Source organism: Mesorhizobium sp. J8, assembly GCF_016591715.1.
Classification (GTDB): Bacteria; Pseudomonadota; Alphaproteobacteria; order Rhizobiales; family Rhizobiaceae; genus Mesorhizobium.
The window spans coordinates 4143515-4167689 of the sequence record NZ_AP024109.1; the positions used below are offsets into that span (position 1 = coordinate 4143515).

The following is a 24175-nucleotide window of genomic DNA, read 5'->3' on the forward strand; positions in this document are numbered from 1 at the left end:
TGCTACCTTATGCAGCGGTCGGGCTGGGAATGCGGGGCAGATTCTCGGCGAGAAAACGCCAGTCCTCGCGCTCGCCTTCGCCTTCATGGCGCTTGCCGAAGAACTGGATGATCATGCCGCCATTGGCGTCGTAGGCCTCCAGCGAGGTGACATGGCCGTCCTTGGTCGGCTTGCGCACCGCCCAGACCTCGTGGATGTGGTCGGTCCTCAGATGCAGATGGAAAGTCTCGTCGAGCACGTTGATCCACGGACCCATCGGCTTGACCGATCTGATCGGGCCGGAATGGATCTGGATGCAGCCGCGATTGCCCACGAAGCACATGATCGGCATCTCGCCTGCCGCCGCGTGATGGAATAGGGCGCTCACCGCGTTATTGTCGAGCAGCCAGGCATAGTCCTGGCCCACCATGCGCACCGCCTCGCGGCGGCTGAGCTTCAACGTCTTCAGCATGCCGAAGAACTGATGCACGTCGGTCAGCCGGCTCCAGCGGTCGCGCAGATCGTCGATCGAGGCGACCGAACCCTGCCCCTCGCCCTCTCCTTCCTCGGCGCTTGGAAGGATCGCGACGGTCGGTTCCTGGTTCGACGATTCGAGGCTCGCGACCAGTTTCTGGTAGGCATAGAGGTTGGATGCGGGCTTCAGATGCACCTTGTGCACCGCCTCGCCCGCCGCGTCGAAGAACTGCAGGCTGCGGCGGATTTCGTTGCCGTCGCGCTTCTCGACGGCAAAGCCATACGCCCAGACTTTCGGGAAAATGCGCAGGTCGATGTTTTCGCCAAGCACCATGGCGTTGTGGTTGCCGGTGACGACCTTGTCGTAGACGCCGATCTTTTCGTGCACGGCGCTTTCGTTGCGCGTGAGCGCCATCACCTCGCCGACCGCCTCGAGACCGATCAAAAGATCGTTGACGCGAGGCTCGACGCGAACGGCGCTGATGCCGCAATGCGCGGCGACCAGTTCCGCTTCCGAAATGCCCAATTGCGCCGAAAGATCGCGCTCCCGCATCTTGGGATTGTCCTGCCTCGCCCGCCGGATTTCCTCCGGCGACGGCTTAACGCGCTGGTCCATGTCGTTCACCTGTATTGCCTGATGTTCGTCTATCGCCCGCCGATTGCGGTCACTTGTTGAGGATCAGCTTGCCCTGGCGGGTGATCTTCAGGCGGTAGAGCGCGCCATGGTGCTCGATGCCGATCTCGTGCTCGCCCTGGAACAGCGTGTTGCTGGAGAGCGTCCTCACCGCCAACGGCACACGTTCGTAACGCATCTGCGTGTCTTCCGGGCGGCGGACGCGATAGCGGAAATCGTTGGGATTGTGCGTGTTCATCGGGTCGGTCCTTTCCTCTGACGGCCACCTCGGCCGCAGCCTGATAAAATGCCGATTAAATTCTTGACTCGAATAATCATGTTTACTAGTCAGTGCATTACCGGACTAAATGAGTCAACATTTAAGACGCCGGACGTGATCAAAAATGCGAGCGAGCCATTGGCCAGCCAGCTACGAGCCTGAAAATCTGGAGTTGGGGCATGGGGTTGGCGACTTGGGGACGGACGGGCCTGGCGGGCGATAGCGCGGGACCGGGCTTCCGATCGATTGCAAAGGCAATCGCCGCATTGATGGCCGGAGCGGCCGCGCTCGCGATCAGCGTGTCGGCGGCAAAAGCTCAACAGGCAGCGCAGCCGGCGGCCGACCAGCAGCAGGCCGACCAGAAAAAGAAGGCTGACGAGAAGGCCGCGGCGGAAGGAACCCTGCTCGACAAGATCCTCGTCATCAGCCGCACCGGCGAGACGGCGATCCAGTCGCTGGCTTCCGCCAGCCATGTCGACCAGGAACAGCTCGACCGCCGCATGGCGACGACGCCGAATGAGATGCTGCTCGGCGTGCCAGGCGTCACCGTCCAGGCCGACGCGCGGCGCGTCTCGTCGAGCATCAATATCCGCGGCCTGCAGGATTTCGGCCGCGTCGCCGTGATCGTCGACGGCGCCAGGCAGGATTTCCAGCGCTCGGACCACGGCACGCAGTCGACCTTCTATGTCGATCCCGAGCTGATAAAGTCGGTCGACGTCATCCGCGGCCCGACCGCCAACACCTACGGTTCCGGCGCCATCGGCGGCGTCGTCTTCTTCGACACCAAGGACGCCGCGGATTTCCTCAAGCCGGATGAGACATGGGCCGGCTCGCTGACCGGACGCTATGAGAGCAACGGCAAGGGCTGGACCACCAGCGCCACCGGCGCCTACAAGATCAACGACAGTTGGGATGTCCTCGGCAACATCGTCTATCGCGACTATGGCGACTACAAGAACGGCGGCGGCGACACCGTTGCCGGCACCGGTTTCGACGTGCTGAGCGGTCTGCTCAAGACCACCATCCGCCCGACCGAGAACAGCGAATTGAAGCTCGGCTGGGTCGGCTCCAAGGACGGCTGGACAGAGACCAGCGGCGGCGTGCCGGCCAACGATGTCGACTTGAAGTCGAACACCTTCACGGCCCGCTACAACATTACCGACGACGCCAAGAGCTGGCTCGACCTCCACATCAACGCTTCCTACAACAAGACAAACCTAGACCTGACGACGCTTACCGTGCAGAACCGCTTCGATCCGACCACTGGCCTGCCCGTGGTGCTGCCGGCCGGTTCGCTATCGACCTTCGATGTCGGTACGACCGGCATCGACATCTGGAACACGTCGCGCTTCGAGACGGCGGGCGTCGCCCACGAACTGACCTATGGCGGCGACTGGGTCGGCGACGATGTCGATACCGGCGGCAGCGCCGGCGGCGACAGCTTCTACACGCCTGGCGGCAAGCGCAACGTCTCGGGCGCCTACATCCAGGACAAGCTGACCTGGGAGTGGCTCGAAGTCATTGGCGGCCTGCGCTACGACAACTACAGCCTGAAGGACGACACGAACGAGACCTCCGGCGACAGGGTCTCGCCGCGCATCACGGTCGGCGTCTCGCCCTTCGAAAGCGCCGGCTTGGCCGGCCTGCAGTTCTACGGCACGTATGCCGAGGGCTATCGCTCGCCCTCGCTGACCGAGACGCTGATCAGCGGCAATCATCCGGCCGGCGTCAGCTTCCCCTTCCTGCCCAACCCGAACCTGAAGCCCGAAACCGGCAAGACCGTCGAATTCGGCGTCAACTACAAGCAGAACGACATCATCGAGGGCGGCGACGCGTTGCGGCTCAAGGCCGCCTACTTCCACAACAATGTCGACGACTATATCGACGGCGTGACGCTCTCGCCCTTCGACCCGACCAGCGGCTGCCCGTTCGGCCCCGGCATTCCGATCTGCTTCCAGTACCAGAACTTCGCCAAGGCCAAGATCAACGGCTTCGAGCTGGAAAGCGTCTACGACGCCGGCTGGGGCTATGCCGGGCTATCGGCCTCGATCGTCAACGGCCACACCATCTCGTATGAAGGCGAGCGCGCGGACCTCGCCACTATCCCCTCCTCGCAGGTGACGGCGCAGCTCGGCTTGCGCTTCCTCGAGGACAAGCTGACCGTCGGCGGCGAGGTGCAGTATAACGGCAAGCCGAAGGGCAATCCGGTGGCCAAGGACTTCACACTGGTCAACGCCTTCGCCAGCTACCAGGCGACAGACAATCTCAAGCTTGACTTCCGCGCCGACAATCTGTTCGACGTCAAATACACCAACCCGCTCAACGGAAGCACGACGGCCGTCGTCTACGAGCCCGGCGTAACGCTGAAGCTGGCGGCAACCATGCGCTTCGGAGGCTGAGACAGCCATGAGGCGCTTGACGGCATCCCTTCGTCTGCTGACCTCGACGTTCGCGATGTCGCTTGCGATGGCGTCGGCGTGGGCCCAGTCCGCGCCGGCTCCGGCACTCAGTCTCGAGCTCAACGCCGCGCAGCCGTCTGAAAAGGGCTGCCGGCTCACCTTCGTCGTCAACAACGCGCTCGGCGCCGACCTGTCCAGGGCCGCGTTCGAGATCGCGTTGTTCAATGAGGCCGGCGGTGTCGACCGCCTCACCGTACTCGATTTCAAGGACCTGCCGGCCGGCAAGACCAAGGTCGCGCGCTTCGACCTTGCCGGCGCCGACTGCGGCAAGCTCAGCCGCGTGCTGATCAACAGCGCGACCGAATGCGCCGGCAGCGGCGTCGAGCCGGCGGCCTGCATGCGCGGCCTGAAGACCTCGACCAGAACCGCCATCGCCTTCGGTGTCTGAACCGGTCATGGGGATGGAGCCGGCACTCGCGCGCAACGCTGTCTTCCGGCCCTTGCCGGGGATCAGTGTCGCGATGCTTGCGGCAAACGATCTTGATTTGACAATTTCCCGCCTGTCGCGGCAGCTTCCGGCCCGCGCCATGCAGAACACCAGCGACATTCCCGACACCGACGGCGTTTTGACAGCCGCTCCCGGCGAGGCGTTAGCCGGACCACGCCCGCGCGGCGAGCATGGCAAGTGGACGATCGCCATCGCCACCTCATGCCTGGTTCACGGCGCGGTAGCGGCAGCTTTGCTTGTGTCACTGTCGGCAAAGTCGGATCTGCAGGATCCGACGCAGACGGACGGCAGCGATCGATCCGGCGCCAACGTTGCCGGCAGCGCCCTCAATCCTGAGCGACAGGCGATCAACATCGCCTTGGTGCCGCCTCCCCGGCCACCGGCGAAACCTGTGCCGCCAGCCGAAACGGCCCCGCCGGCTGAAAAGACGCCGCCGGTCGAAGCCGCGAAAACACGAGCCGAGCCTCAGAAACAGCCGGTCGATCCGGACATACTTGTTGCCGAAGCGCCCCGGAACGACTCCGACAGCGTGACGCCGGACGCGAAACCGCTCGAACCTGCCCTCACCCGACAGCAGCAAAGCGCCAGTCATCCGCCGGCGCAGCCGCCGGTCCCCGCCGCAAGGCCGGCGGCCGCCAACCCGCTAACGGCTGAAAAGAGCGGCTCTGCCGATGGTCAGACCCGGTCAGAGCCGGCGCTCAGTGAAGGCAAGAGACAGAACGAAGCCGGCACCAAGGCGGAAGACAATTACCGCAGCAACGTGATCCGCAAGCTTGGCCGCGTCTATCGGGCCGTGCCGCCCTCGCTGCAGGCGGCGGCGCGCACCAACACCGTCGTCACCTTCGTCATCGGCAGGCAGGGCACCATCGACGAGCTGCGTGTCGTCGAAAGCTCAGGTTCGGACACTTTCGATCAGATCGTCCTTGGCTTCGTGCGCAAGGCGGCGCCCTTCCCTCCCATTCCGGCGAAGGTCGGAAACCGCCTGGAATTCACCGGCGCGATCGGCCCGTTTTGAGAGCCTTCGCCTTCAGACCATCAATCCCGGCTCATCATGAAAGGAATCCCATGTACATCGCCATGAACCGCTTCAAGGTCCAGAACGGCTCGGAAGAAGCCTTCGAGGATGTCTGGAAAAACCGCGATTCCAGCCTCTCCGAAATGAAGGGTTTCAGGGAATTCCATCTGCTGCGCGGGCCCGTCAACGAGACCGAGGGCTACACACTGTTTGCCTCGCACACGGTCTGGGCAAGCCAGGAGGATTTCGTCGCCTGGACGAAATCGGAAAACTTCCGCGCCGCCCATCGCAACGCCGGCGGCTCGAAGGTTCATTATCTCGGCCATCCGCAGTTCGAGGGGTTCTCGGTCGTCGAAGGCGCGTGACCGTCGCTGGCTCGCGACGGTCGTTCTAGATCCGGAATTGCGCAAAAACAAGGAGCTAGAGCGGTTCGCCGTTTCGGTGAAACGGTGAACCGCCCAGCCTTGCCGGCTGTTATGCAGCCGCAAGCAGACTGGCGTTCCCACCTGCGGCCGTCGTGTCGACGCAGACCGCGCGCTCATGCGCGTAAGCCGCGGGGTTCAGCACCTCGCTGACCAGCGGCACGATCGGCCCGGCGCGCTCGGCGATCACCTTGCGCACGATACGCGCCGCCTCCGGTGTGCCGGAGAAGGCGACGACATCGACACGGAGCGAACGCGCCTCAACCGGGTCGGGCCGGCCGTCGATGGCCGCCAGCGGCAGGCCCTTGCCGGTCAGCGCCGACAGCGCCGCCGGCGCGCCGGGCGCCACCGCCAGCACCGCATTGCCGGCCGCGAGCGCCTGGATCGTCTGGGCAAGCAGCGTCTCGGCATCCGGGCCGAGGCAAAGCACCCGGCCGCGCGGGGCGAGCGACAGCGTGTTGGCTTCGCCGGTCGGTCCGGGCAGGTCGACCTGACCGAAATCGAGGGTAGCCGCGGCAGCGATCGCCGCCGCGCCCTTGCCGCGCAGATGCTTCCTCAGGATCGCCACGCGGTCCGGCCGCGTCGACCAGCCGCCGAGCGCCGGATCCGGCAGATTGTCGGCGAGCTCGGTCGCGGTCACCTTGTGGCCCTCGCCAACCTCGGTGCCGGCCTCCGGCCCCTTGCGGAAGCGGCGCAGATAATGCGGTCCGCCGGCCTTCGGGCCGGTGCCAGACAGCCCTTCGCCGCCGAAAGGCTGCGAACCGACGACGGCGCCGATCTGGTTGCGGTTGACATAGATGTTACCGGCATGGATGCCGTCGACGAAATGCTGCACGCGGCCCTCGATGCGGGTGTGCAGTCCGAAGGTCAGGCCGTAGCCCTTGCGGTTGATGGCGGCGATGACCTGGTCGATTTCGTCGGCGTCGAAGGTCGCGACATGCAGCACCGGACCGAACACCTCGCGCTCCATCTCCTCGATGCCCTTGACGCGGAACACATGCGGGGCGACGAAGCGGCCGGTGGCCGGCGCTTCGAGCTTGGCGATCAGCCGGCCTTCCAGCCCCTTCTTCTTGCAATAATCGCTGATCGAAGTTTGCGCCTCGTCGTCGATGACCGGGCCGACGTCGGTCGAAATAGCCCAGGGATTGCCGACGTTGAGCGCTTCCATCGCGCCCTTCAGCATCTCCAGCATCTTCTTCTCGACATCCTTCTGGACATAGAGCACGCGCAGGGCCGAGCAGCGCTGGCCGGCGCTCTGGAAGGCGGAAGCGAGGATGTCGCGCACCGCCTGTTCCGGCAGCGCGGTGGAATCGACGATCATCGCGTTCAAGCCGCCGGTCTCGGCGATCAGCATCGCATCGGGCGCCGCGGTCTCGGCCAGTTGCTTCTCGATCAGCTTGGCAACCTCGGTCGAACCGGTGAAGCACACACCTGCGATGCGCGGGTCGGCGGTGAGCGGCGCGCCGACGGATGGGCCGTCGCCCGGCAGAAGCTGGATGACGTCTTCCGGCACGCCGGCCTCGCGCAGCATCTCGACGGCGCGGAAGGCGATCAACGGCGTTTGCTCGGCGGGCTTGGCGATCACCGAATTGCCGGTGACCAAAGCCGCCGCGATCTGGCCGGTGAAGATCGCCAGCGGGAAATTCCACGGCGAGATGCAGACGATCGCGCCGCGCGCTTCGGTGCCGGCCTCGGCGTTGGCCGCTTCGGCCGCGTAATAGCGCAGGAAGTCGACCGCTTCGCGCACTTCGGCGACGCCGTCGGCCAACGACTTGCCGGCCTCGCGGGTGGCGAGAGCGAAGAACTCGGCGGCATTGGCCTCGTAGAGGTCGGCGGCGCGGTTGAGGATCGCGGCGCGCTCGGCAACCGGGCGCTTCGCCCAGGCGGGCTGCGCGTCGACGGCGATGCGCACCGCGGTCGCCACCTGCTTGGCCGCCGCCTCATGCACCGTGCCGACGACTTCGTCGGGCTTGGCCGGATTGACGATCTGGCGCTGCTTGCCGTAGCCGGCGGCACGCGTGACCGGCTTGGCATGCCAGCGGTCCGGCCCGGTGAATTCCGCCCTCGCCTTGTCGATCGCCGCGAGCGTCACCGGATCGGTGATATCGAAGCCCTTGGAGTTGCGGCGCCCGGCGCCAAAGATCGCGGCGGGCCGAGCAATCGCCGGATTGGCGGCAGGACCCTGCGTTTCGACAACCGCGAGCGGATCGCGCGCGATCTCCTCCGGCTCGACCTCCTCGTCGGTCAACTGATGGACGAAGGAAGAGTTGGCGCCGTTCTCCAGCAAACGCCGCACCAGATAAGCAAGCAGGTCCGAATGCGCGCCGACCGGCGCATAGATGCGGCAGCGCGTGCCTTCGGCTTTGCGCACCGTCTCATGCAGCGCCTCGCCCATCCCGTGCAGGCGCTGGAACTCGAAGCTGTCTCGGTCTTTCGCCATCGACAGGATCGCCGCCACGGTGTGCGCATTGTGCGTGGCAAACTGCGGATAGATGCGGTCGGTCATCGACAAAAGCTTCATCGCGCAGGCCAGATAGGAAACGTCGGTGTTGGCCTTGCGGGTGAAGACCGGATAGCCGGAGAGCCCAAGCGTCTGCGCCCGCTTGATCTCGGTGTCCCAATAGGCGCCCTTCACCAGCCGCACCATGATCCGGCGGTCGTACTTTTTTGCGAGCGCATAAAGCCAGTCGATGGCGAAAGCCGCGCGCGGACCATAGGCCTGAACGACGACGCCGAAACCGTCCCAGCCAGCAAGTTCCGGCTCGGCCAGCACGCGTTCGATGACATCGAGCGACAGGTCGAGGCGGTCCGCCTCCTCGGCGTCGATGTTGAGGCCCATGCGCGAGTGCCGGGCGGCAAGCGCCAGCGACAAAAGCCGCTCGGCCATCACCGGCAGCATGGTCTCGCGCTGCGCGACCTCGTAGCGAGGATGCAGCGCCGAGAGCTTGACCGAAATGCCGTGATTGTAGCGGATGTCGGGGCCGTTCGACCCGGCATCGAGCGACGAGATCGCATCCGCATAGGCGCGGTGGTAGCGCAGCGCGTCGGCTTCGGTGCGTGCCGCCTCGCCCAGCATGTCGAAGGAATAGAGATAGCCTTTCTGCGTCATCGGCCGGCCGCGTTTGACCGCCTCGGCGATCGTGCGGCCGAGCACGAACTGCTCGCCCATCTCGCGCATCGCCGCGGCCACCGCCTTGCGGATGACCGGCTCGCCGAGCCTCCTCACCATGGCGCGCAGCGTTCCTTCGATGCCACCCTCGCCTTCGTCGAGCACGCGGCCGGTCAGCATCAGCGCCCAGGTCGAGGCGTTGACGAAGATCGAGCTCGAGCCGCCCGAATGCGCCGACCAGTCATGCGGCGCGATCTTATCGGCGATCAGATCGTCCATCGTCTCGGTGTCGGGCACGCGCAGCAGCGCCTCGGCCAGGCACATCAGCGCCACGCCCTCCTTGGTCGACAGGCCATAGGCCGAGAGGAAGACCTCCATCAGCCTGGGATCGGTCGAGCCGCGCACCGCGCGCACCAGATCGGCGGCGCGAGCCGAGATCGCCTTGCGCTCCTCCGCCGAAAGCCCCGCCGCCGCCGACAGGCGCTTCACCGCCTCGTCTTCGTCGAGCAAATAATTGGCGCGGATCTGCTGGCGGATGGCGTCGAGCGGCATGTCGGATCCATGAAAGCGAGCGTGAACGAACGGTCTGGCGGTCGCCGGACCGGATGGCGCAAGCTACCACAGCTGCTGCTTCCAGTCGGTCCAAAGAAATCGACAAGGCAGTCCGTTCGATCTATCATATAGGTGCTGTTTCCATCTTTTTGACTGCTATTTCGATGATCGAAGACCAATTGGACCGCATCGACCGCAACATCCTCGCCGCGCTCGGACGCGACGGCCGGCTTTCGATGTCCGAACTGGCTTTGAAGGTCGGCCTGTCGAAGACGCCGGTGCAGGCGCGCGTGAAACGGCTGGAGAAGGACGGCTATATCAGAGGCTACCGCGCCGTCATTGACCGCGAGCGCATGGGCGAAGGCCATGTCGCCTTCGTCCAGGTGAAGCTGTCGGACACGCGCTCGGCGGCATTGGACGCTTTCAACCGCGCTGTGCAGGGCGTGCCGGAGATCGAGCAATGCCACATGATGGCATCGAGCTTCGATTATCTCTTGAAGGTCCGCACCATCGACATCGCCGCCTATCGCCGCGTGCTCGGCGAGCGCATCTCCGCGCTTCCCCACGTTGCCCAGACGTCGACCTTCGTGGCGATGGAGACGGTGAAGGACAAGTAGTTAGTCCGACAGCGTCTTGAGAAAGGCCACCAGCGCCGCGCGCTCGCGCTCGGACAGATCGAGCGGGTGGACCTCCGACACGCCTTCGACGGCGAGCGGCGCCTTCGAATAATGCGCGACCACCTCGTCGAGCGTCGAGAACTGGCCGGCATGCATGTAAGGCGGGCGATCGGCCGCGCCCCTGAGCGAGGGTGTCTTGTAAGCGCGCGTAATTTGCGGCCCGTCCTTGACCATGAAGCGCAGTTCGCGGCAGGCGCTCTCGTCGCCGTCCCGGAACTTGCCGAAGCAGTTGAACGGATCGGCCTCGACCTGCGCGACGGCATCGACGCGCCCTCGGTCCAGCGGCAGGCCGTCGACCGGCGGCACGCCGGTGTTGTGGAAGGAATTGTCGGTGAAGCGCGGACCGTTGTGGCAGGTCACGCAATTGGCCTTGCCGATGAACAGCTTCAGCCCGAGTATCTCCTCCGGCGAGAACGCCGCGTCCCCTTCCGGCTTGGCGCCGGTCGCGAGATCGATGGCGAAGCGGTCGAAGCGCGTCTGCCCGGGCTCGATCGAGCGCTCGAAGGCGGCGATCGCCTTGCCGATATTGGCATAGACGCGGTTGACGTCGTCTTGCTGGCCGGCGGGCATGGCGTTCCACGCCGCCTTTTCGGTATCCGTGCCGAGCGGGCTGGCATTGGCCGGCACGCTGGAAAGATCGGGCAGCGGCCCGAAAATGCGCTCGTAGCGCTCGCCGAACCGCTTCTTGATGTAATGCGCGAAGGCGGCCCGGTTGCCGGCCTGCTCCAGCGGGTTTTCAAGCGGCGTCAGCGCTTGCGCCCACAGGCTGTCGCGCCTTCCGTCCCAGAAGAACCACGGATTGCGCGCCACGCCCGCCAGCGGCATGGTGCGGCGGTTTGTATGGCCGACGCCGACCGCCTGCGGCAGGTCGTCCTGGAACTGGCGGTCGATCTTGTGGCAGGTCGAGCAGGACACCGTGCCGTCGCGGCTCATGCCGACATCGAAGAACAGCGTCGAGCCGAGCGCGGCGGCGGCCGGCACATCCGCGTACCGGTTCGTGGTGTCCACTTTGAGCGAAGGCAGCGTGTTGAGCACCAGCGACGCGATGGTCTTCTTCTCGGCGTCGCTGAATTGCGGTTCACCGCAACCGCCCAGCAGGGCGAGTGCGGCCAAAGCCAGGAAGCTTGCGACGCTCGCCAGTCGCTTCATCGTCCGCTCACAACACGATGTTGAAGACGACGGAATCGGAACCCGCCGCCGCCGAGATACCGAAGTGCAGCTGCCACCAGCCACTCATCGTGAACTTCACGCCATCGATGCGGTAGCGCCCGTCGCCCAGATAATCCGTCGCCTGCGGACTGGTGGGCAGGCCGTGGTCGTGCTGCGGCATCCCGCCCGAAATGGTTATCGCCGCACCCTCCACCGGCGCGCCGGCGGCGGTCTTCAGCGTCAGCAGCCAAGATTGCAGCTCGCCCTGGCGGACGACCCCGCGCTCCGGCTCGAAGCTCGCCACGAACAACCCGTTCGCCGTCTTCTTGGAGCGCGACAGGTCCGGACCGGGCGCCGATTGCGGCAGCATCATATAGACCGCGGCCACGATGCCGACCAGCAAAGCGGCCAGACCGAGACCCGCAAGGATGTAACGCCATATCGATGCCAAACCCGTTCCTCTTCGGCTGCTAACGTCGCGGGCCGCTCGTCGCGTCCCGCCCTGCCTGTGCGAAATCGCTTCTGGCGTAAAATTCAGCCTTCGCCAAGCATGGCGCTGCGGGCCGCAAAAAGCTACAGCAACAACATCTTAGGAAGGGAGAAGCGCGCATGGCCAAGGGTATCGCGTCGATCGGCGAATGCATGCTGGAACTGTCGGGCCGGAGCGGTTCGGATTGGCGCATGGGCTTTGCCGGCGACACCTTCAACACGCTCTGGGCATTGCACGCCTTGAGCCCCGATCGGCCCGCGACCTATGTGACGGCCTTTGGTGACGACCCCTTCTCGCGCGACCAGATCGACTTCTTCGGCCGGAGCGGCATCGGCATAGGCAACAGTCCGGTCATCGCCGGCGCGCGCCCCGGCCTATACGCCATCACGCTCACCGGAGCCGAACGCGCCTTCACCTACTGGCGCAGCGACGCAGCCGCGCGCCAGCTCGCCTCCGATCCGGCGGCCTTGGCGAAAAGCCTTGAAAACCAGGCGCTTGTCTACTTTTCCGGAATCACCCTGGCAATTCTGGACGAGGCCGCGCGGAAAACCCTCCTTTCCGCCGTGGCGATCGCCCGCAAGACTGGCGCGCTTGTCGCCTTCGACCCGAATTACCGGCCGCGCCTGTGGCCGAACCGCGAGGCAGCGCAGGCCGCGATCCTGGAAGCGCTTGCCGTGGCCGACATCGCGCTGCCCACTTTTCCGGACGAGCAGATGCTGTTCGGCGACGCCACGCCGCAGGAAACGGCTGAGCGCCTTGGCAAGCTGACCGGCGAGGTCGTGGTCAAGAATGGCGAGCAGCCGGCCCTGATTGCGCTGAACGGCGTTTCACAAACCGTTGACCCTGTGCACGTTGCAACGCCAGTCGACACCACGGGCGCCGGCGATTCCTTCAACGGCGGCTATCTTGCCGCCCGGCTTGCCGGCGATGCGCCCGGCGACGCCGCGCGCCGCGCGCACAAGGTCGCCGCCGCGGTGGTGCAGGTTCGCGGCGCGCTGGCGCCGTTTGAGACGCTAAGGATTGCTTTCGATAGCTAGGACATTTCAAGATTTAGGTCAGGCCGAGTCGAAGATGATGGCTTCCGAGAACCGGAGCGGAGCGTACTTAACGTCGTGAGCACCGGAAGCAGGAAGCCGCCATTTTTAGGCTGCCTCACCTGGATCCTAGGGCAGCCGGAACCGGTATTCCGTGACTTGGTGATAGATCTGCCCCGGCCACAGCGTCGCCTGCGGAAAATAGGGCCGGTTCGGCGCGTCGGGCCATGTCTGCGCTTCGAGGCAGAAGCCTGAAAATGCCTTGTAGCGGCGACCGTCGAGGCCCGGCGATGTCGGCGCCACATACTGGCCGATATAGAGCTGCAGTCCGGGCTCGGTGGTCCAGACTTCCATCTCGACGCCGGAATTCGCGCCTTGCACCCAGGCCGCTTGGTGCAGCGGTCCGCGGCTGGACGCCAGGCAGTAATTCAGGTCGTAGCGAAGCTGCTCGCCTTCCATTTCCATGCGCAGCGGCCGCGCCTGGCGGAAGTCGTAAGGCGTGCCGTCGACGGGCTTTATGGCGCCGGTCGGGATCATCTCGTCATCGACAGGCGTGTAGGCGCCGGCATTCAGCATCAGCCGGTGGTCGAGGATGTCGCCGGCCCCGCCATCGTCGAGATTGAAATAGGAGTGCTGCGCGAGGTTGCAGAGCGTCGGCTCCTCGCAGGTCGCGGTCAGCTCCATGCTGAGCGTGCCGGGAATCTTCAGCCGATAGGTGCAGGTGACGTCGAGCGCGCCGGGAAAGCCCATCGCGCCGTCCGGATCGTGCAGCGTCAGCGTCACGAAATCGCGGCCGTGCAGCGAGACGGTCCATGGCCGGTGGAAAAAGCCTTCCGAGCCGCCATGCAGCGTATGCTTGCCGAGAAAATTGCGCTCGGTCTGGTAGCGCTTGCCGGCGATGGTGAAGCGGCCGCCGCCGATGCGGTTGGCGAAGCGTCCGACGACGGCGCCGAAGAAGGCGCGGTCGGTTTCGTAGGGCTCGAAACGGTCGTAGCCCAGCACCAGCGGCGCGTCGTGGCCGGTCAGTCGAAGATCCTGGACGATGGCGCCGAGCCCGATGATGTTGGCGGTGAGGCCGCCTCCCCGGATCGTGAACCGACGAACGGCCTCACCCGCCTGCGTCGTGCCGAAGACCTCGCCGTCCTTCATCGCCATGCCCGAAATCTCATTTCCGATCCGTGGATTTAGGCCGGCCGCGTATCATCCGGCAAGGGCAGGCTAAACGCCTGCCCTGTTTCTGGGATCGATGTCAGAGTCCCAAGCCGCCGAAGCAGGCATATTTGGTGTCGAGATAGTCCTCGATGCCCTGATGCCCGCCTTCGCGGCCGAGACCAGACTCCTTGACGCCGCCGAAGGGCGCCTCGGGCGTGGTGATCAGGCCTTCATTGACGCCAACCATGCCGTATTTCAGCCCTTCCATGACCCGGAAAGCGCGGCCGAGATCGCCAGTGTAGAAATAGGCGGCGAGGCCGAATTCGGTGTCGTTGGCCAGGGCCACCGCCTCTTCCTCGGTCTCGAACTTGAAGACGGGCGCGATCGGCCCAAAGATCTCTTCCTTCATGAAGCGCATGTTCGGCGTCGCGCCGGAAATGACGGTGGGCTGGAAGAACGAGCCGCCCAGCGCATGGCGCTTGCCGCCGGCCACGATCTTGCCGCCCTTCGACGTGGCGTCGGCGATGAATTCCTCGACCTTCTCGACCGCCTTCTCGTCGATCAGCGGTCCCTGCTGCACGCCTTCCTCCAGGCCCGAGCCGACCTTCAAATTGTTGCTGGCCTCCGCGAGCTTCTCGACGAACTTGTCGTAGATGCCGGCCTGGACGAGGAAGCGGTTGGTGCACACGCAGGTCTGGCCGGAATTGCGGTATTTGGCGGTGATCGCGCCAGCCACCGCGCGGTCGACATCGGCGTCGTCGAAGACCAGGAAGGGCGCATTGCCGCCAAGCTCCATCGAGACTTTCTTGACCGTCGTGGCGGACTTCTGGATCAGGATCTTGCCGACCTCGGTCGAGCCGGTGAAGGTGATCTTCTTGACCAGCGGATTGGTGCAGAGCTCGTCGCCGATCTCGCCGGCCGAACCGGTGACGACGTTGACGACGCCCTTCGGGAAGCCGACCTCCTCGACCAGCGCGCCCCAGGCGAGGCCCGAATAAGGCGTCTGCGAGGCGGGCTTGACCACCGCCGTGCAGCCCGCCGCCAAGGCCGGACCGATCTTGCGGGCAAGCATCGAGGAGGGGAAATTCCACGGCGTGATGGCGGCGATGACGCCGACCGGCTCCTTGGTCACCAGGATGCGGCGATCGCCCCACGGCGAGGGCACGATGTCGCCGTAGACGCGGCGGCCTTCCTCAGCAAACCACAGGATATAGGCCGCTGCCGAGCCGATCTCGCCCTTGGATTCGGTGAGCGACTTGCCCTGCTCGATGGTGAGCAGCTCGGCGAGAACGTCCTGATTGTCCATCATCGCGTCATGCAGCTTGCGCAGCAGCTTCGAGCGCTCGAGCGCGGTGGTCTTGCGCCAGCTCTTGAAGGCCTGCTCCGCCGCCTCGATGGCGCGGCGGGTCTCGGCCTTGCCGGCCTTCGGCACGGTGCCGATCTTCAGGCCCGTCGCCGGATTATTGACGTCGATGGTCTGGCCGCTGTCGGCCTGCACCCATTCGCCATTGATGAGATTGGCCTGGCGCATGAAATGGCTGGTTTTCTGAAGCATGGTCTGGCCTCCGTTCGGCGCGCTGATCGGCCGTTTTTTGGATATCCGTTGAAGCGTGCTTCAAGCCGCACGCCGGCGCATTGCTCTTACCTAGGGAAAGGCAGGCAAGCAATCATAAGATGGCATATAGGGGTTGGGCCAGCAAAGGCGAGCCGCCTCAATTCGCTGGCAGGGATGTTGAGATTCGACTCGGCCTCACCCGAAGAACGACACCCTAACCGAAGACGTGGATGACCACCGTGAGCCAGAACGACGTGGTCACCACCGCGCTGGCGGTGGCGAGCGTCATTTGGTTCGAGGCCAGCGCCTGGCCGGTGTTGAACTGGACGGCTATCAGGTAGGAGTTGATGCCTGAAGGAAGTGCCGCAACCACCACCGCGACCTTGGCCGTCAGCGGCGGCAGGCCGAGCAGCCACACGAAAGCCAGCACCAGTGCCGGCATCAGGAACAGCTTCAGTCCCGACAGCGCCAGCGCCGGCCGGATATTGCCGGAGATGCCGAAACGGCGCAGGCTGTGCCCCATGGCGAACAGCGCCACCGGGCCGGCCGTATCCGCCAGCGTGTCGACCAGCCGCTCGACGAGGTCCGGCAGCGGCAAGCCGGTAAGGCGCCAGACGAGCCCCGCCAGGATGCCGATCATCAGCGGATTGATGAACAGGCGCCTGAGGAAGCTCTTGACGACGCGCAGCGGATGCACCGTCTCGCCGCTGCCGCGCCCGAACATCTCGAACAGCACGATCGAGGCCATCATCATGATCGGCAGATGAACAGAGACCAGCAGCGACAGCACCTCGAAGCCGCTGGCGCCGAATATGCCCAGGATGAAGGGCGCGCCGAGCAGCACAACATTCGAATAGGCCGAGGACACCCCGCCGACGATGCCGGCGCGGGCATCCCGTCCGAACAGCCGCGTCATCACCAGATGGCCCGCCGCCCAGGTGATGGCGACCGCCGCGAAATAGGCGCCCCACAGCGACCATGGCGTGACGCCGTGGAAGTCCGATTTGACCATGGTCTGGAAAAGCAGCAGCGGCATCGCCACGTTGACCGCGAATTCGGAAATGCCCTCCCCGCTCGCAGGCTTCAGATAGTCCGTGAGCCCGGCCAGATAGCCAAGCGCGACGAGGCTGAAGACGAAGAGGACGGTTTCGGTGAGCGAAGTCATTTGGCGGGTGGAGACATTTTTCCCGTGATAGGCGAGCCCCGGCCGCGGTGCAATTGGCGCCTCGCGCCGATCTCCGGCGCCTCAGCTTGTTTTCCGGACGGCTTTGCGGTCCCTATATGCCAATCACGGCCCGCCCGGGCCGCCATGGGACTTCGAATGCTGCGACTTGTTCTGGCGCTTTTTCTCCTGGCTGTTCCGAGCCTAGCCCACGCCACCGATGCCGGCTGGGCGCTGCTGCGCGACGGCGGCCATGTCGTGCTGCTTCGCCACGCCTTCGTCACCGGGGCGACCGACCCGGCCAATTTCGACATCGGCAATTGCGCCACGCAGCTCAATCTGTCCGAGCGCGGCAAGCAGCAGGCAAGCCGCATCGGCGCGCTGTTCGCGGCGCGCGCAGCACCCATCGATCACGTGCTCTCCAGCCGCTACTGCCGCTGCCTCGACACCGCCCGCATTGCATTCGAATCCGAGCCGCGGCCCTTCGCGCCGCTCGACCTGCTCAAGACCGACCCGTCTGAAAAAGCCGCGCAGATGGCCGCGATCATGCAGGAGATCCGCGGCTATTCCGGTTCCGACAACCTCGTGCTGGTCACGCATCTGGAAAACATCGAGGCGCTCACCGGCGTCGCGCCGCGCGAGGGCGAAGCCGTCGTCGTGGCCCCTGAGGGCGACGGCCTCAAGGTGCTCGGACGCGTGACTTTCTGAGTCAGGCCGGACTGGCCGCCCCATTCTTCGACAGCCAGGCGTTGACGCCAGCCTTCCAGCTTTCGATCATGTCGACGAAAGTGTCCTTCGTCAGCTCTGACAGATATGACTGTCCGGTCTCGCTCAGAGCCGTGAACGAATAGGCAATCGTCGCCTGCGTGCTCTCGCCGCCAGCGTCCCGGCAGGTCACCTCGACAAATCCGAAACGCGATCCCGGCGTCACCCTTGCATAACGCACGCGATGCTCAGCGGGCTGCCAGTCGGTGCAGGCCCACAGCGTCGTCTCGTTGCCGTGGCTCGTCCGGAAGACCATCCCCTCCTGTGTTTCGCCGCTGCGCGGATGGAGGAATTCGGGATTCCAGCCCTCGACCCACAAGGTCTCTCCGATCGGTGTGAACAAGGGGAAGACGCGATCGATGGGGCCGGCAAGGTCGATGCTGTGGCGGCGCTCAAGATGGTTCGTCATTTGCTCTCTCCGTCGTTTCCACCAACCGGTGGCTGTCGGCCGCGCCGAGTTCCAAGCCGTAGATGCGCTTCAACTGCCCGATCGTTTCGAGTGTCTCGGGCGAAAACGGCGTTTGCCCCTCGAAGGCATGCAGCACGATGCCTTCGATCAGATCGCCAAGACTGATGTCTTGATGCTCGGCCAAAGCCTTGAGCACCTTCACCAGCCGCTTTTCCAGCCGCACACCGGTCTGCACGCGTTCTATCGTCATGCTCATAATGTACCATGGTACATTGGTACATCCAAGTCCAAGGCGCATCTGGCGTACCGTTGCCGAAACGTCACAGTCGGAAGAAGCCGCAAATCCGCCGCGACAATGCCGCTTGCGACAACCCGTCGCAGGGTCTATAGGCGCGCTCCCGGTCACGAAAACCGAAGCGAGCACAACGGTTGGAGCTTCTGCCTCCGCCCGCGCAAGCGGCTCTGCCGCGCTGTGTACGGCGCCGTTTCGGGTGTTGGGATCGCCGATGTAGCTCAGAGGTTAGAGCGCCGGATTTGGGTCCGGAGGTCGAGGGTTCGAGTCCCTTCATCAGCACCACGGATAGCTCAGCGGGTAGAGCATCAGATTGTAATCTGACTGTCGAAGGTTCGATTCCTTCTCCAACGGCCTGATAAGCCGACACCTTCAGGTGGTGTTATCCAAAACGGTCCGGGGACCGGAATGCGAGGACTTCACGGACGGCAGGGCTTCGGCCTCGCCGGGCGGCGACGTCCTGCGCCATCGGCCCGCGGCCAGGCCCGCGGTGACGATCAAGGCGCGGCGCGGCCGGCAAGGGAAGCTTCGGCTTCCGGCGCCCGCTTCGCCGCCCCACGATCCGCTCCCGAGGGCCCGCTGCGGATCGATGCCACCGATCCCCGGATCATTCGTGCCCGGGACATGAAGTACGACGACGTGAAACGAGAAACGAAAAGGATGATCGACGCATGACGTGACGCCTCGCATGGGGCCATGCCCGACAGGAGTGAAGACAATGAAGACCATTCTCGAAAAGGCTCTTGGACGCCAGCGCGTCCTCGTGAAGGAAAATGAGCGTGCCGTCGCCCTCTACAAGGGCGAGATCCAGGCGATCCTGATGCCGGGCGAGCATTGGCTCGCCAACCGGCGCGGAAACCTGGAGATCTCCAGGCACGACCTGAAGAATCCGGAATTCGTTTCGGCTTACGAGAAGGCGTTGTTCGACAAGCTCCCGGACGTGGCCGCGCGTCACTTCACCGTCGTCCGCACCGGGCGTACGGACGTCGCCGTCGTCGAGCGCGACGGCGCCCTGCATGCCGTGCTTACCCCGGATCGCAAGCTCGTGCTGTGGACGGATGCCGGCCCCTGGAAGGTGACGTCCGTCGACACGGCGGCCGATCTCGCTGTCGATCCGGCCTTGATGCGCCGGATCGGCCAGGCCCGGAAGACGGAACACGTGTTCCTGCATCCGGTCGTGGACGGTCAGGTCGGGTTGCTGTTCGTGGATGGCGTCTACACCCGCACGCTTGCCGCGGGCGTGCATGCCTTCTGGAATGTCGGACGCATGGTGCAGGTGAAGGTCGTCGACATCAAGCGCCAGTCGCTCGATGTCGCCGGGCAGGAAGTGCTGACCAAGGATCGCGTGACGATCCGCGTCAACATCGCCACCGAATACCGGGTCGTCGATCCGGTGACGGCGGTGAGCACGGTGAAGGACTTCTCCGAAGCCCTCTACCGCGCCCTGCAGTATGCCTTCCGCAAGACGCTTGGCGCGCTCACGCTCGACCAGATCCTCGACAAGAAGGTGACGGTCGACGAGGACGCGGCGGCCAAGGTGCGCGCCGACATGGCCGCGATCGGCGTCGAGGTCAGCGATATCGCTCTCAAGGATGTGATCCTGCCGGGCGACATGCGCGAGATCCTCAACCAGGTGGTTTCGGCCGAGAAGCAGGCCGAGGCCAACGTCATCCGCCGCCGCGAGGAGACGAACGCCACGCGTTCGCTGCTCAACACGGCCAAGGTGATGGCCGAGAACCCGGTGATGCTGCGGCTGAAGGAGCTCGAGGCTCTCGAAGCCATCGCCGGCAAGGTCGAGCGGCTCACCGTCCACAACGGGACGGGCGGGCTGCTCAACGATCTGGTCAAGCTCCGTGACTGATGCATGTCGCCCAAAAGTGGTTCCGGTTCTGGGACAACGACATGCATCGAAATGGAAAGATGGCGCAGCGTGAAATGGGAAGGGCCGCCGGTTCGAACGGCGGCCCTTCTTGCGTTTGCCAACCCCTGCCCATCTGCCGCCGGCGCATCAGGCCTTTTCCTGCCGGGAAAAACCGATTAGACAGCGCCCAAACGAAGATGCGGACAGATTCCGCCCGCAACCCGAAGGAAGAGCCCTTGTCCACCACGTTCGAGAAAGTCGCCAAGATCATCGCCGACACCAGCGAGATCGATATCGACACCATCACGCCCGAGAGCCACACCATCGACGATCTCGGCATCGACAGCCTCGATTTCCTCGACATCGTCTTCGCCATCGACAAGGAATTCGGCATCAAGGTGCCGCTCGAGAAGTGGACGCAGGAAGTCAATGACGGCAAGGCTTCGACCGACGACTACTTCGTCATGAAGAACCTGTGCGCCAAGATCGACGCGCTGGTCGCGGCCAAGGCGGCTTGAGGCTGCGGGGCCCGGCCTTGACGCGCCTGGCGCATGACCCCGAAAATCGGCATCGATTTTCGGAAAGGATCATGCGCAAAACCAAAAAGCCAGCTGACCCACAACAGCCGCCCCGCAACAGGCACCCATGAGTTCCCACGACGTCGTCATCACCGGCATCGGCCTTGTCTCCTCATTGGGAGAAGGCCCCGACGCGCACTGGCAGAAGCTGACGCAGCCTGGTTTCCAGCCGGTGCTCGATGCGGCGCGCTTCGCGCCCTATACCATCCACCCCCTGCCCGAGATCGACTGGAACCTGCAGATCGCCAAGCGCGGCGACCAGCGCCAGATGGAAACATGGCAGCGTCTCGGCACCTACGCGGCAGGCCTGGCGCTGGACGATGCCGGCATCAAGGGCAATGACGAGCTCTGCACCACCATGGACATGGTGGTGGCGGCCGGCGGCGGCGAGCGCGACGAAGCCGTCGACGCCGCGATCCTTGCCGCCTCCGAGAGCCGCAACGATCGCGACGTGCTGCTCAACGAGAAGCTGACGACGGAACTGCGGCCGACTTTGTTCCTGGCCCAGCTTTCCAACCTGCTCGCCGGCAACATTTCGATCGTCCACAAGGTCACCGGTTCTTCCCGCACCTTCATGGGCGAGGAAGGCGCCGGCGTCTCCGCTGTCGAGACGGCGGCCGCGCGCATCCGCTCGGGACAGTCGACCCATGTTCTGGTCGGCGGCGCCTTCCAGACCGAGCATTCCGACATGCTGCTCGGCTACGAGCTTGCCGGTTACCTGCATCGCGGACCGTGGAAGCCGGTCTGGCAGCGCCAGGGCTCCGAAGGCGGCGGCGTGGTGACGGGCTCGGGCGGCGCCTTCCTGGTGCTTGAGCAGCGCGAGCACGCGCAAAACCGCGGTCGCAAGATCTACGCCGAACTCGGCCGTGTCGTCTCAGGCCGCGCAAGGCGCCGGCAAGGCGAGTTGAATTCAGAGATTGCCGCGCTGTTGAAGCAGGCCCACCTTCCCGATGGCGACCTGCTGACGATCTCCGCTGCCTCCGGCGCCCACGCCGCCACCGCGGCCGAAAAAGCCGTGCTCGACGCCAATCCGGCTTTGGCCGTGCGCGCCTTCTCGACGCTGACCGGCCATATGAAGGAAGCGCAGTTCCCCTTCGCGGTCGCGCTCGCGGCGCTCGCCGTCGACCGCAAGGCCGGTTATCCTGTCTTCGACGCCACAGTAGAGCGGCAATTCGACGGTGCTCCCGCGGCTGTCCTTGCAACAGCCATTGGCTATCATCAATTCGAGGGCCTTGGGCTGATCAAAGCCGCCTAGAAAGAAAAGTAAGCATGGCCAATCTTCGCGATCACATGGGCAGGCCGATCGTCGCTGTGACCGGCATCGGCGTGGTGACATCGCTAGGCGTCGGCAAGGCAGATAATTGGGAGGCGCTGACCTCGGGCAAATCCGGCATCCATCCGATCACCCGCTTTCCCGTCGATCACCTCAACACCCGCATTTCCGGCATGGTCGACTTCCTGCCCTCGAGTTCGAAGGGCGCCAGCCACCTCACTTACGAACTGGCCGAGACGGCGGCCCAGGAGGCCGTCTCGGAAGCAGGCCTCGATTCCGGCGCTTTCGGCGGCCCGCTGTTCCTGGCCTCGCCGCCGGTCGAGCTCGACTGGGCCGACCGCTTCTCGCTGTATAACTCCGACAAGGAGGAGACAGGCGCCGAAAGGCTGCTGAGAGTCGCGCGCGGGCTGAAAGAGCTCGACATCTTCGAGACCACGCAGTTCGGCTCGATCGCCGACCGGCTGGCCGACCGCTTTGGCACGCGGGGGCTGCCGATCACGCTGTCGACGGCCTGTGCCTCCGGTGCCACCGCCATCCAGCTCGGTGTCGAAGCGATCCGGCGCGGCGAGTGCGACAAGGCGCTGTCGATCGGCGCCGACGGCTCGGCCACCGCCGAGGCGCTGATCCGCTTCTCGCTGCTGTCGGCGCTCTCCACCCATAACGATATCCCGGAGAAGGCATCAAAACCCTTCTCCAAGGACCGCGACGGTTTTGTCCTGGCCGAAGGCTCCGGCGCGTTGGTGCTGGAATCGCTGGAGGCCGCCCTTGCCCGCGGCGCGACCATCCTCGGCATCATGCGCGGCTGCGGCGAGCGCGCCGATGACTTCCACCGCACCCGCTCCAAGCCTGACGGCTCGCCGGCGATCGCGGCCGTGCGCGCCGCCCTTGCCGATGCGGGCCTCGGCGAAGACGAGATCGACTACGTCAACGCGCATGGCACCTCGACGCCCGAAAACGACAAGATGGAGCATTTGTCGCTGTCCACAGTCTTCGGCGAGCGCATCGGCTCGATGCCGATCTCCTCGAACAAGTCGATGATCGGCCACACGCTGTCTGCCGCCGGCGCGGTCGAGGCCGCCTTCTCGTTGATGACCATGCGCGAAAGCGTCATCCCGCCGACCATCAATTACGACAATCCCGATCCGGCGATTGTCCTCGACGTGGTGCCGAACAAGAAGCGCAACGCCGAGGTCGGCACGGTCTTGTCGAACTCGTTCGGCTTCGGCGGCCAGAACACCTGCCTTGTCATGGCGCGGGAACCGGTCTAAGCGGACGTTTTTCCGCCCATGCATGTCGCGCAAAAGTGGAAATCGGTTTTGCGACAAGGACGTGCATAACAAAGAACCTAAAGCGCATTGCGCTTTAGAACCGAACTGACAGGCCCAATGCGCGCATTGCAACTTATCGAGGACCGCCGTCTCGAAACGGTGGACCTGCCGCCTCCCCCGCCGCCTTCGCAGGGCGAGGTGACGCTCCGCATCAAAGCGGTGGCGCTCAACCATATCGATGTCTGGGGCTGGCGCGGCATGGCCTTCGCCAAGCGCAAGCTGCCGCTGGTCGTCGGCGCTGAAGCCGCCGGCGAGGTCGGGGCGGTCGGACCGGGCGTCTCCAACCTCTTGCCCGGACAGTTGGTCTCGATCTATGGCGCACGCACCTGTGGGCTCTGCCGCGCCTGCCGCGAAGGCCGCGACAATCTCTGCGAGCACGTCTCTGGCGTGCACGGCTTCCATCTCGACGGCTTCGCGCAAGAAAAGATCAACCTGCCGGCGCGCCTCCTTGTGCCCGCTCCGCCTGGCGTCACCGAAATCGGCGCGGCGGTCGCGCCCGTCACCTTCGGCACGGTCGAGCACATGCTGTTCGACAATGCCAAACTGGAACCCGGCGAAACCATTCTCGTCCATGCCGGCGGTTCCGGCATCGGCACCGCCGCCATCCAGTTGGCCAAGAGGATGGGCTGCACGGTCATCACCACGGTCGGCTCGAACGACAAGATCGACAAGGCCAAGGCGCTTGGCGCCGACCACGTCATCAACTACCGCGAGGACCGTTTCGAAGGCGTCGTGCGCAAGCTGACGAAGAAGAAAGGCGTCGACGTCGTCTTCGAGCATGTCGGCGCCGACACATTCGCCGGCTCGATGCTGTCCTTGAAACGCGGCGGACGTCTCGTCACCTGCGGCTCGACCTCCGGCGTTTCGACGCAGGTCAATCTCATGCAGCTCTTCCAGCAGCAGCTGAAGCTGCTCGGCTCCTTCGGCTGCCGCATGGAGAACATGGCCAACGCCATGCAGAAGATGGCCGCCGGTCTTGTCTCCCCCGTCATCGATACCGAGGTGGGTTTCGACGACATCGATGCCGCGCTGAAGCGCATGGAAGGCCGCGACGTCTTCGGCAAGATCATCCTGCGCGTTTCCTAGAGCAGTTCCAGGA

General features: G+C 64.8%; 22 protein-coding genes and 2 tRNA genes. 14 read left to right on the plus strand and 10 right to left on the minus strand.

Annotated elements, in window-relative coordinates; genetic code table 11:
• Positions 1-7 precede the first annotated feature (7 nt).
• Positions 8-1069 carry a hemin-degrading factor gene (locus MJ8_RS19940; RefSeq protein WP_201410486.1) on the minus strand — a complete coding sequence of 354 codons (1062 nt, stop codon included), beginning with the start codon at positions 1067-1069 and terminating at the stop codon, positions 8-10.
• A 49-nt stretch (positions 1070-1118) separates the two neighbouring features.
• Positions 1119-1325, minus strand: a complete 207-nt coding sequence (gene hemP / locus MJ8_RS19945) for a hemin uptake protein HemP (RefSeq protein ID WP_040981784.1) — start codon at positions 1323-1325, stop codon at positions 1119-1121.
• A 200-nt stretch (positions 1326-1525) separates the two neighbouring features.
• Between hemP and MJ8_RS19950 the strand changes: the two genes are divergently transcribed.
• From MJ8_RS19950 to MJ8_RS19965, 4 genes are all read left to right on the plus strand, one after another.
• On the plus strand, positions 1526-3745 hold the full coding sequence (locus tag MJ8_RS19950) for a TonB-dependent hemoglobin/transferrin/lactoferrin family receptor (RefSeq protein WP_201410487.1): 2220 nt from the start codon (positions 1526-1528) through the stop codon (positions 3743-3745).
• A gap of 7 nt (positions 3746-3752) precedes the next feature.
• A complete protein-coding gene (locus MJ8_RS19955) occupies positions 3753-4193 on the plus strand; it encodes a hypothetical protein (RefSeq protein WP_201410488.1) in 441 nt (146 codons plus the stop codon).
• A 97-nt stretch (positions 4194-4290) separates the two neighbouring features.
• Entirely contained in the window at positions 4291-5268 is a 978-nt protein-coding gene (locus tag MJ8_RS19960) for an energy transducer TonB (RefSeq protein WP_225247970.1), read from the plus strand.
• Between the two features lie 50 nt (positions 5269-5318).
• Positions 5319-5633: an antibiotic biosynthesis monooxygenase family protein gene (locus MJ8_RS19965; protein WP_042644923.1), complete on the plus strand. Its 315-nt coding sequence runs from the start codon at positions 5319-5321 to the stop codon at positions 5631-5633.
• A 109-nt stretch (positions 5634-5742) separates the two neighbouring features.
• Here MJ8_RS19965 and putA read toward each other — a convergent pair whose 3' ends face one another.
• Positions 5743-9351, minus strand: a complete 3609-nt coding sequence (gene putA / locus MJ8_RS19970) for a bifunctional proline dehydrogenase/L-glutamate gamma-semialdehyde dehydrogenase PutA (RefSeq protein ID WP_201410489.1) — start codon at positions 9349-9351, stop codon at positions 5743-5745.
• A 164-nt stretch (positions 9352-9515) separates the two neighbouring features.
• Between putA and MJ8_RS19975 the strand changes: the two genes are divergently transcribed.
• Entirely contained in the window at positions 9516-9968 is a 453-nt protein-coding gene (locus MJ8_RS19975) for an Lrp/AsnC family transcriptional regulator (RefSeq protein WP_201410490.1), read from the plus strand.
• Here MJ8_RS19975 and MJ8_RS19980 read toward each other — a convergent pair whose 3' ends face one another.
• Both MJ8_RS19980 and MJ8_RS19985 read right to left on the minus strand, forming a co-directional pair.
• The gene (locus MJ8_RS19980; protein WP_201410491.1) at positions 9969-11177 is read right to left on the minus strand and encodes a cytochrome-c peroxidase; all 1209 of its coding nucleotides are present in this window, start codon (positions 11175-11177) and stop codon (positions 9969-9971) included.
• 7 nt (positions 11178-11184) lie between these two features.
• On the minus strand, positions 11185-11628 hold the full coding sequence (locus MJ8_RS19985; RefSeq protein WP_201410492.1) for a FixH family protein: 444 nt from the start codon (positions 11626-11628) through the stop codon (positions 11185-11187).
• Between the two features lie 158 nt (positions 11629-11786).
• Here MJ8_RS19985 and MJ8_RS19990 point away from each other — a divergent pair, with 158 nt between their 5' ends.
• Positions 11787-12704, plus strand: a complete 918-nt coding sequence (locus MJ8_RS19990; RefSeq protein ID WP_201410493.1) for a sugar kinase — start codon at positions 11787-11789, stop codon at positions 12702-12704.
• Between the two features lie 126 nt (positions 12705-12830).
• On the opposite strand, the gene MJ8_RS19995 is transcribed toward MJ8_RS19990, so the two are convergent.
• The 3 genes from MJ8_RS19995 to MJ8_RS20005 form a co-directional block, all read right to left on the minus strand.
• Entirely contained in the window at positions 12831-13856 is a 1026-nt protein-coding gene (locus MJ8_RS19995) for an aldose epimerase family protein (protein WP_201410494.1), read from the minus strand.
• Positions 13857-13950: 94 nt separating this feature from the next.
• On the minus strand, positions 13951-15408 hold the full coding sequence (locus MJ8_RS20000; RefSeq protein WP_201410495.1) for an NAD-dependent succinate-semialdehyde dehydrogenase: 1458 nt from the start codon (positions 15406-15408) through the stop codon (positions 13951-13953).
• A 214-nt stretch (positions 15409-15622) separates the two neighbouring features.
• Positions 15623-16573: an AEC family transporter gene (locus MJ8_RS20005; protein ID WP_201410496.1), complete on the minus strand. Its 951-nt coding sequence runs from the start codon at positions 16571-16573 to the stop codon at positions 15623-15625.
• A 156-nt stretch (positions 16574-16729) separates the two neighbouring features.
• Between MJ8_RS20005 and MJ8_RS20010 the strand changes: the two genes are divergently transcribed.
• Positions 16730-17278: a histidine phosphatase family protein gene (locus tag MJ8_RS20010; protein WP_201410497.1), complete on the plus strand. Its 549-nt coding sequence runs from the start codon at positions 16730-16732 to the stop codon at positions 17276-17278.
• 1 nt (position 17279) lies between these two features.
• Here MJ8_RS20010 and MJ8_RS20015 read toward each other — a convergent pair whose 3' ends face one another.
• Both MJ8_RS20015 and MJ8_RS20020 read right to left on the minus strand, forming a co-directional pair.
• Positions 17280-17744, minus strand: coding sequence for a hypothetical protein (locus tag MJ8_RS20015; RefSeq protein WP_201410498.1), 465 nt, complete (start codon positions 17742-17744; stop codon positions 17280-17282).
• On the minus strand, positions 17728-18000 hold the full coding sequence (locus MJ8_RS20020; RefSeq protein ID WP_225247971.1) for a hypothetical protein: 273 nt from the start codon (positions 17998-18000) through the stop codon (positions 17728-17730). The genes MJ8_RS20015 and MJ8_RS20020 overlap by 17 nt, the downstream gene beginning before the upstream one ends.
• Positions 18001-18246: 246 nt before the next feature.
• Between MJ8_RS20020 and MJ8_RS20025 the strand changes: the two genes are divergently transcribed.
• From MJ8_RS20025 to MJ8_RS20055, 7 genes are all read left to right on the plus strand, one after another.
• Positions 18247-18321, plus strand: a tRNA-OTHER gene (locus MJ8_RS20025).
• Position 18322: 1 nt separating this feature from the next.
• Positions 18323-18387, plus strand: a tRNA-OTHER gene (locus MJ8_RS20030).
• A 367-nt stretch (positions 18388-18754) separates the two neighbouring features.
• Positions 18755-19897 carry a slipin family protein gene (locus MJ8_RS20035; protein WP_201410499.1) on the plus strand — a complete coding sequence of 381 codons (1143 nt, stop codon included), beginning with the start codon at positions 18755-18757 and terminating at the stop codon, positions 19895-19897.
• Positions 19898-20133: 236 nt separating this feature from the next.
• Positions 20134-20415, plus strand: coding sequence for an acyl carrier protein (locus MJ8_RS20040; RefSeq protein ID WP_027167184.1), 282 nt, complete (start codon positions 20134-20136; stop codon positions 20413-20415).
• A gap of 127 nt (positions 20416-20542) precedes the next feature.
• Positions 20543-21730, plus strand: a complete 1188-nt coding sequence (locus MJ8_RS20045; RefSeq protein WP_201410500.1) for a beta-ketoacyl-ACP synthase — start codon at positions 20543-20545, stop codon at positions 21728-21730.
• A 14-nt stretch (positions 21731-21744) separates the two neighbouring features.
• Entirely contained in the window at positions 21745-23016 is a 1272-nt protein-coding gene (locus tag MJ8_RS20050) for a beta-ketoacyl-ACP synthase (RefSeq protein WP_201410501.1), read from the plus strand.
• Positions 23017-23133: 117 nt separating this feature from the next.
• Complete coding sequence (locus MJ8_RS20055; RefSeq protein ID WP_201410502.1) at positions 23134-24162, plus strand: zinc-binding dehydrogenase; 1029 nt, start codon at positions 23134-23136, stop codon at positions 24160-24162.
• Positions 24163-24175: the final 13 nt, after the last annotated feature.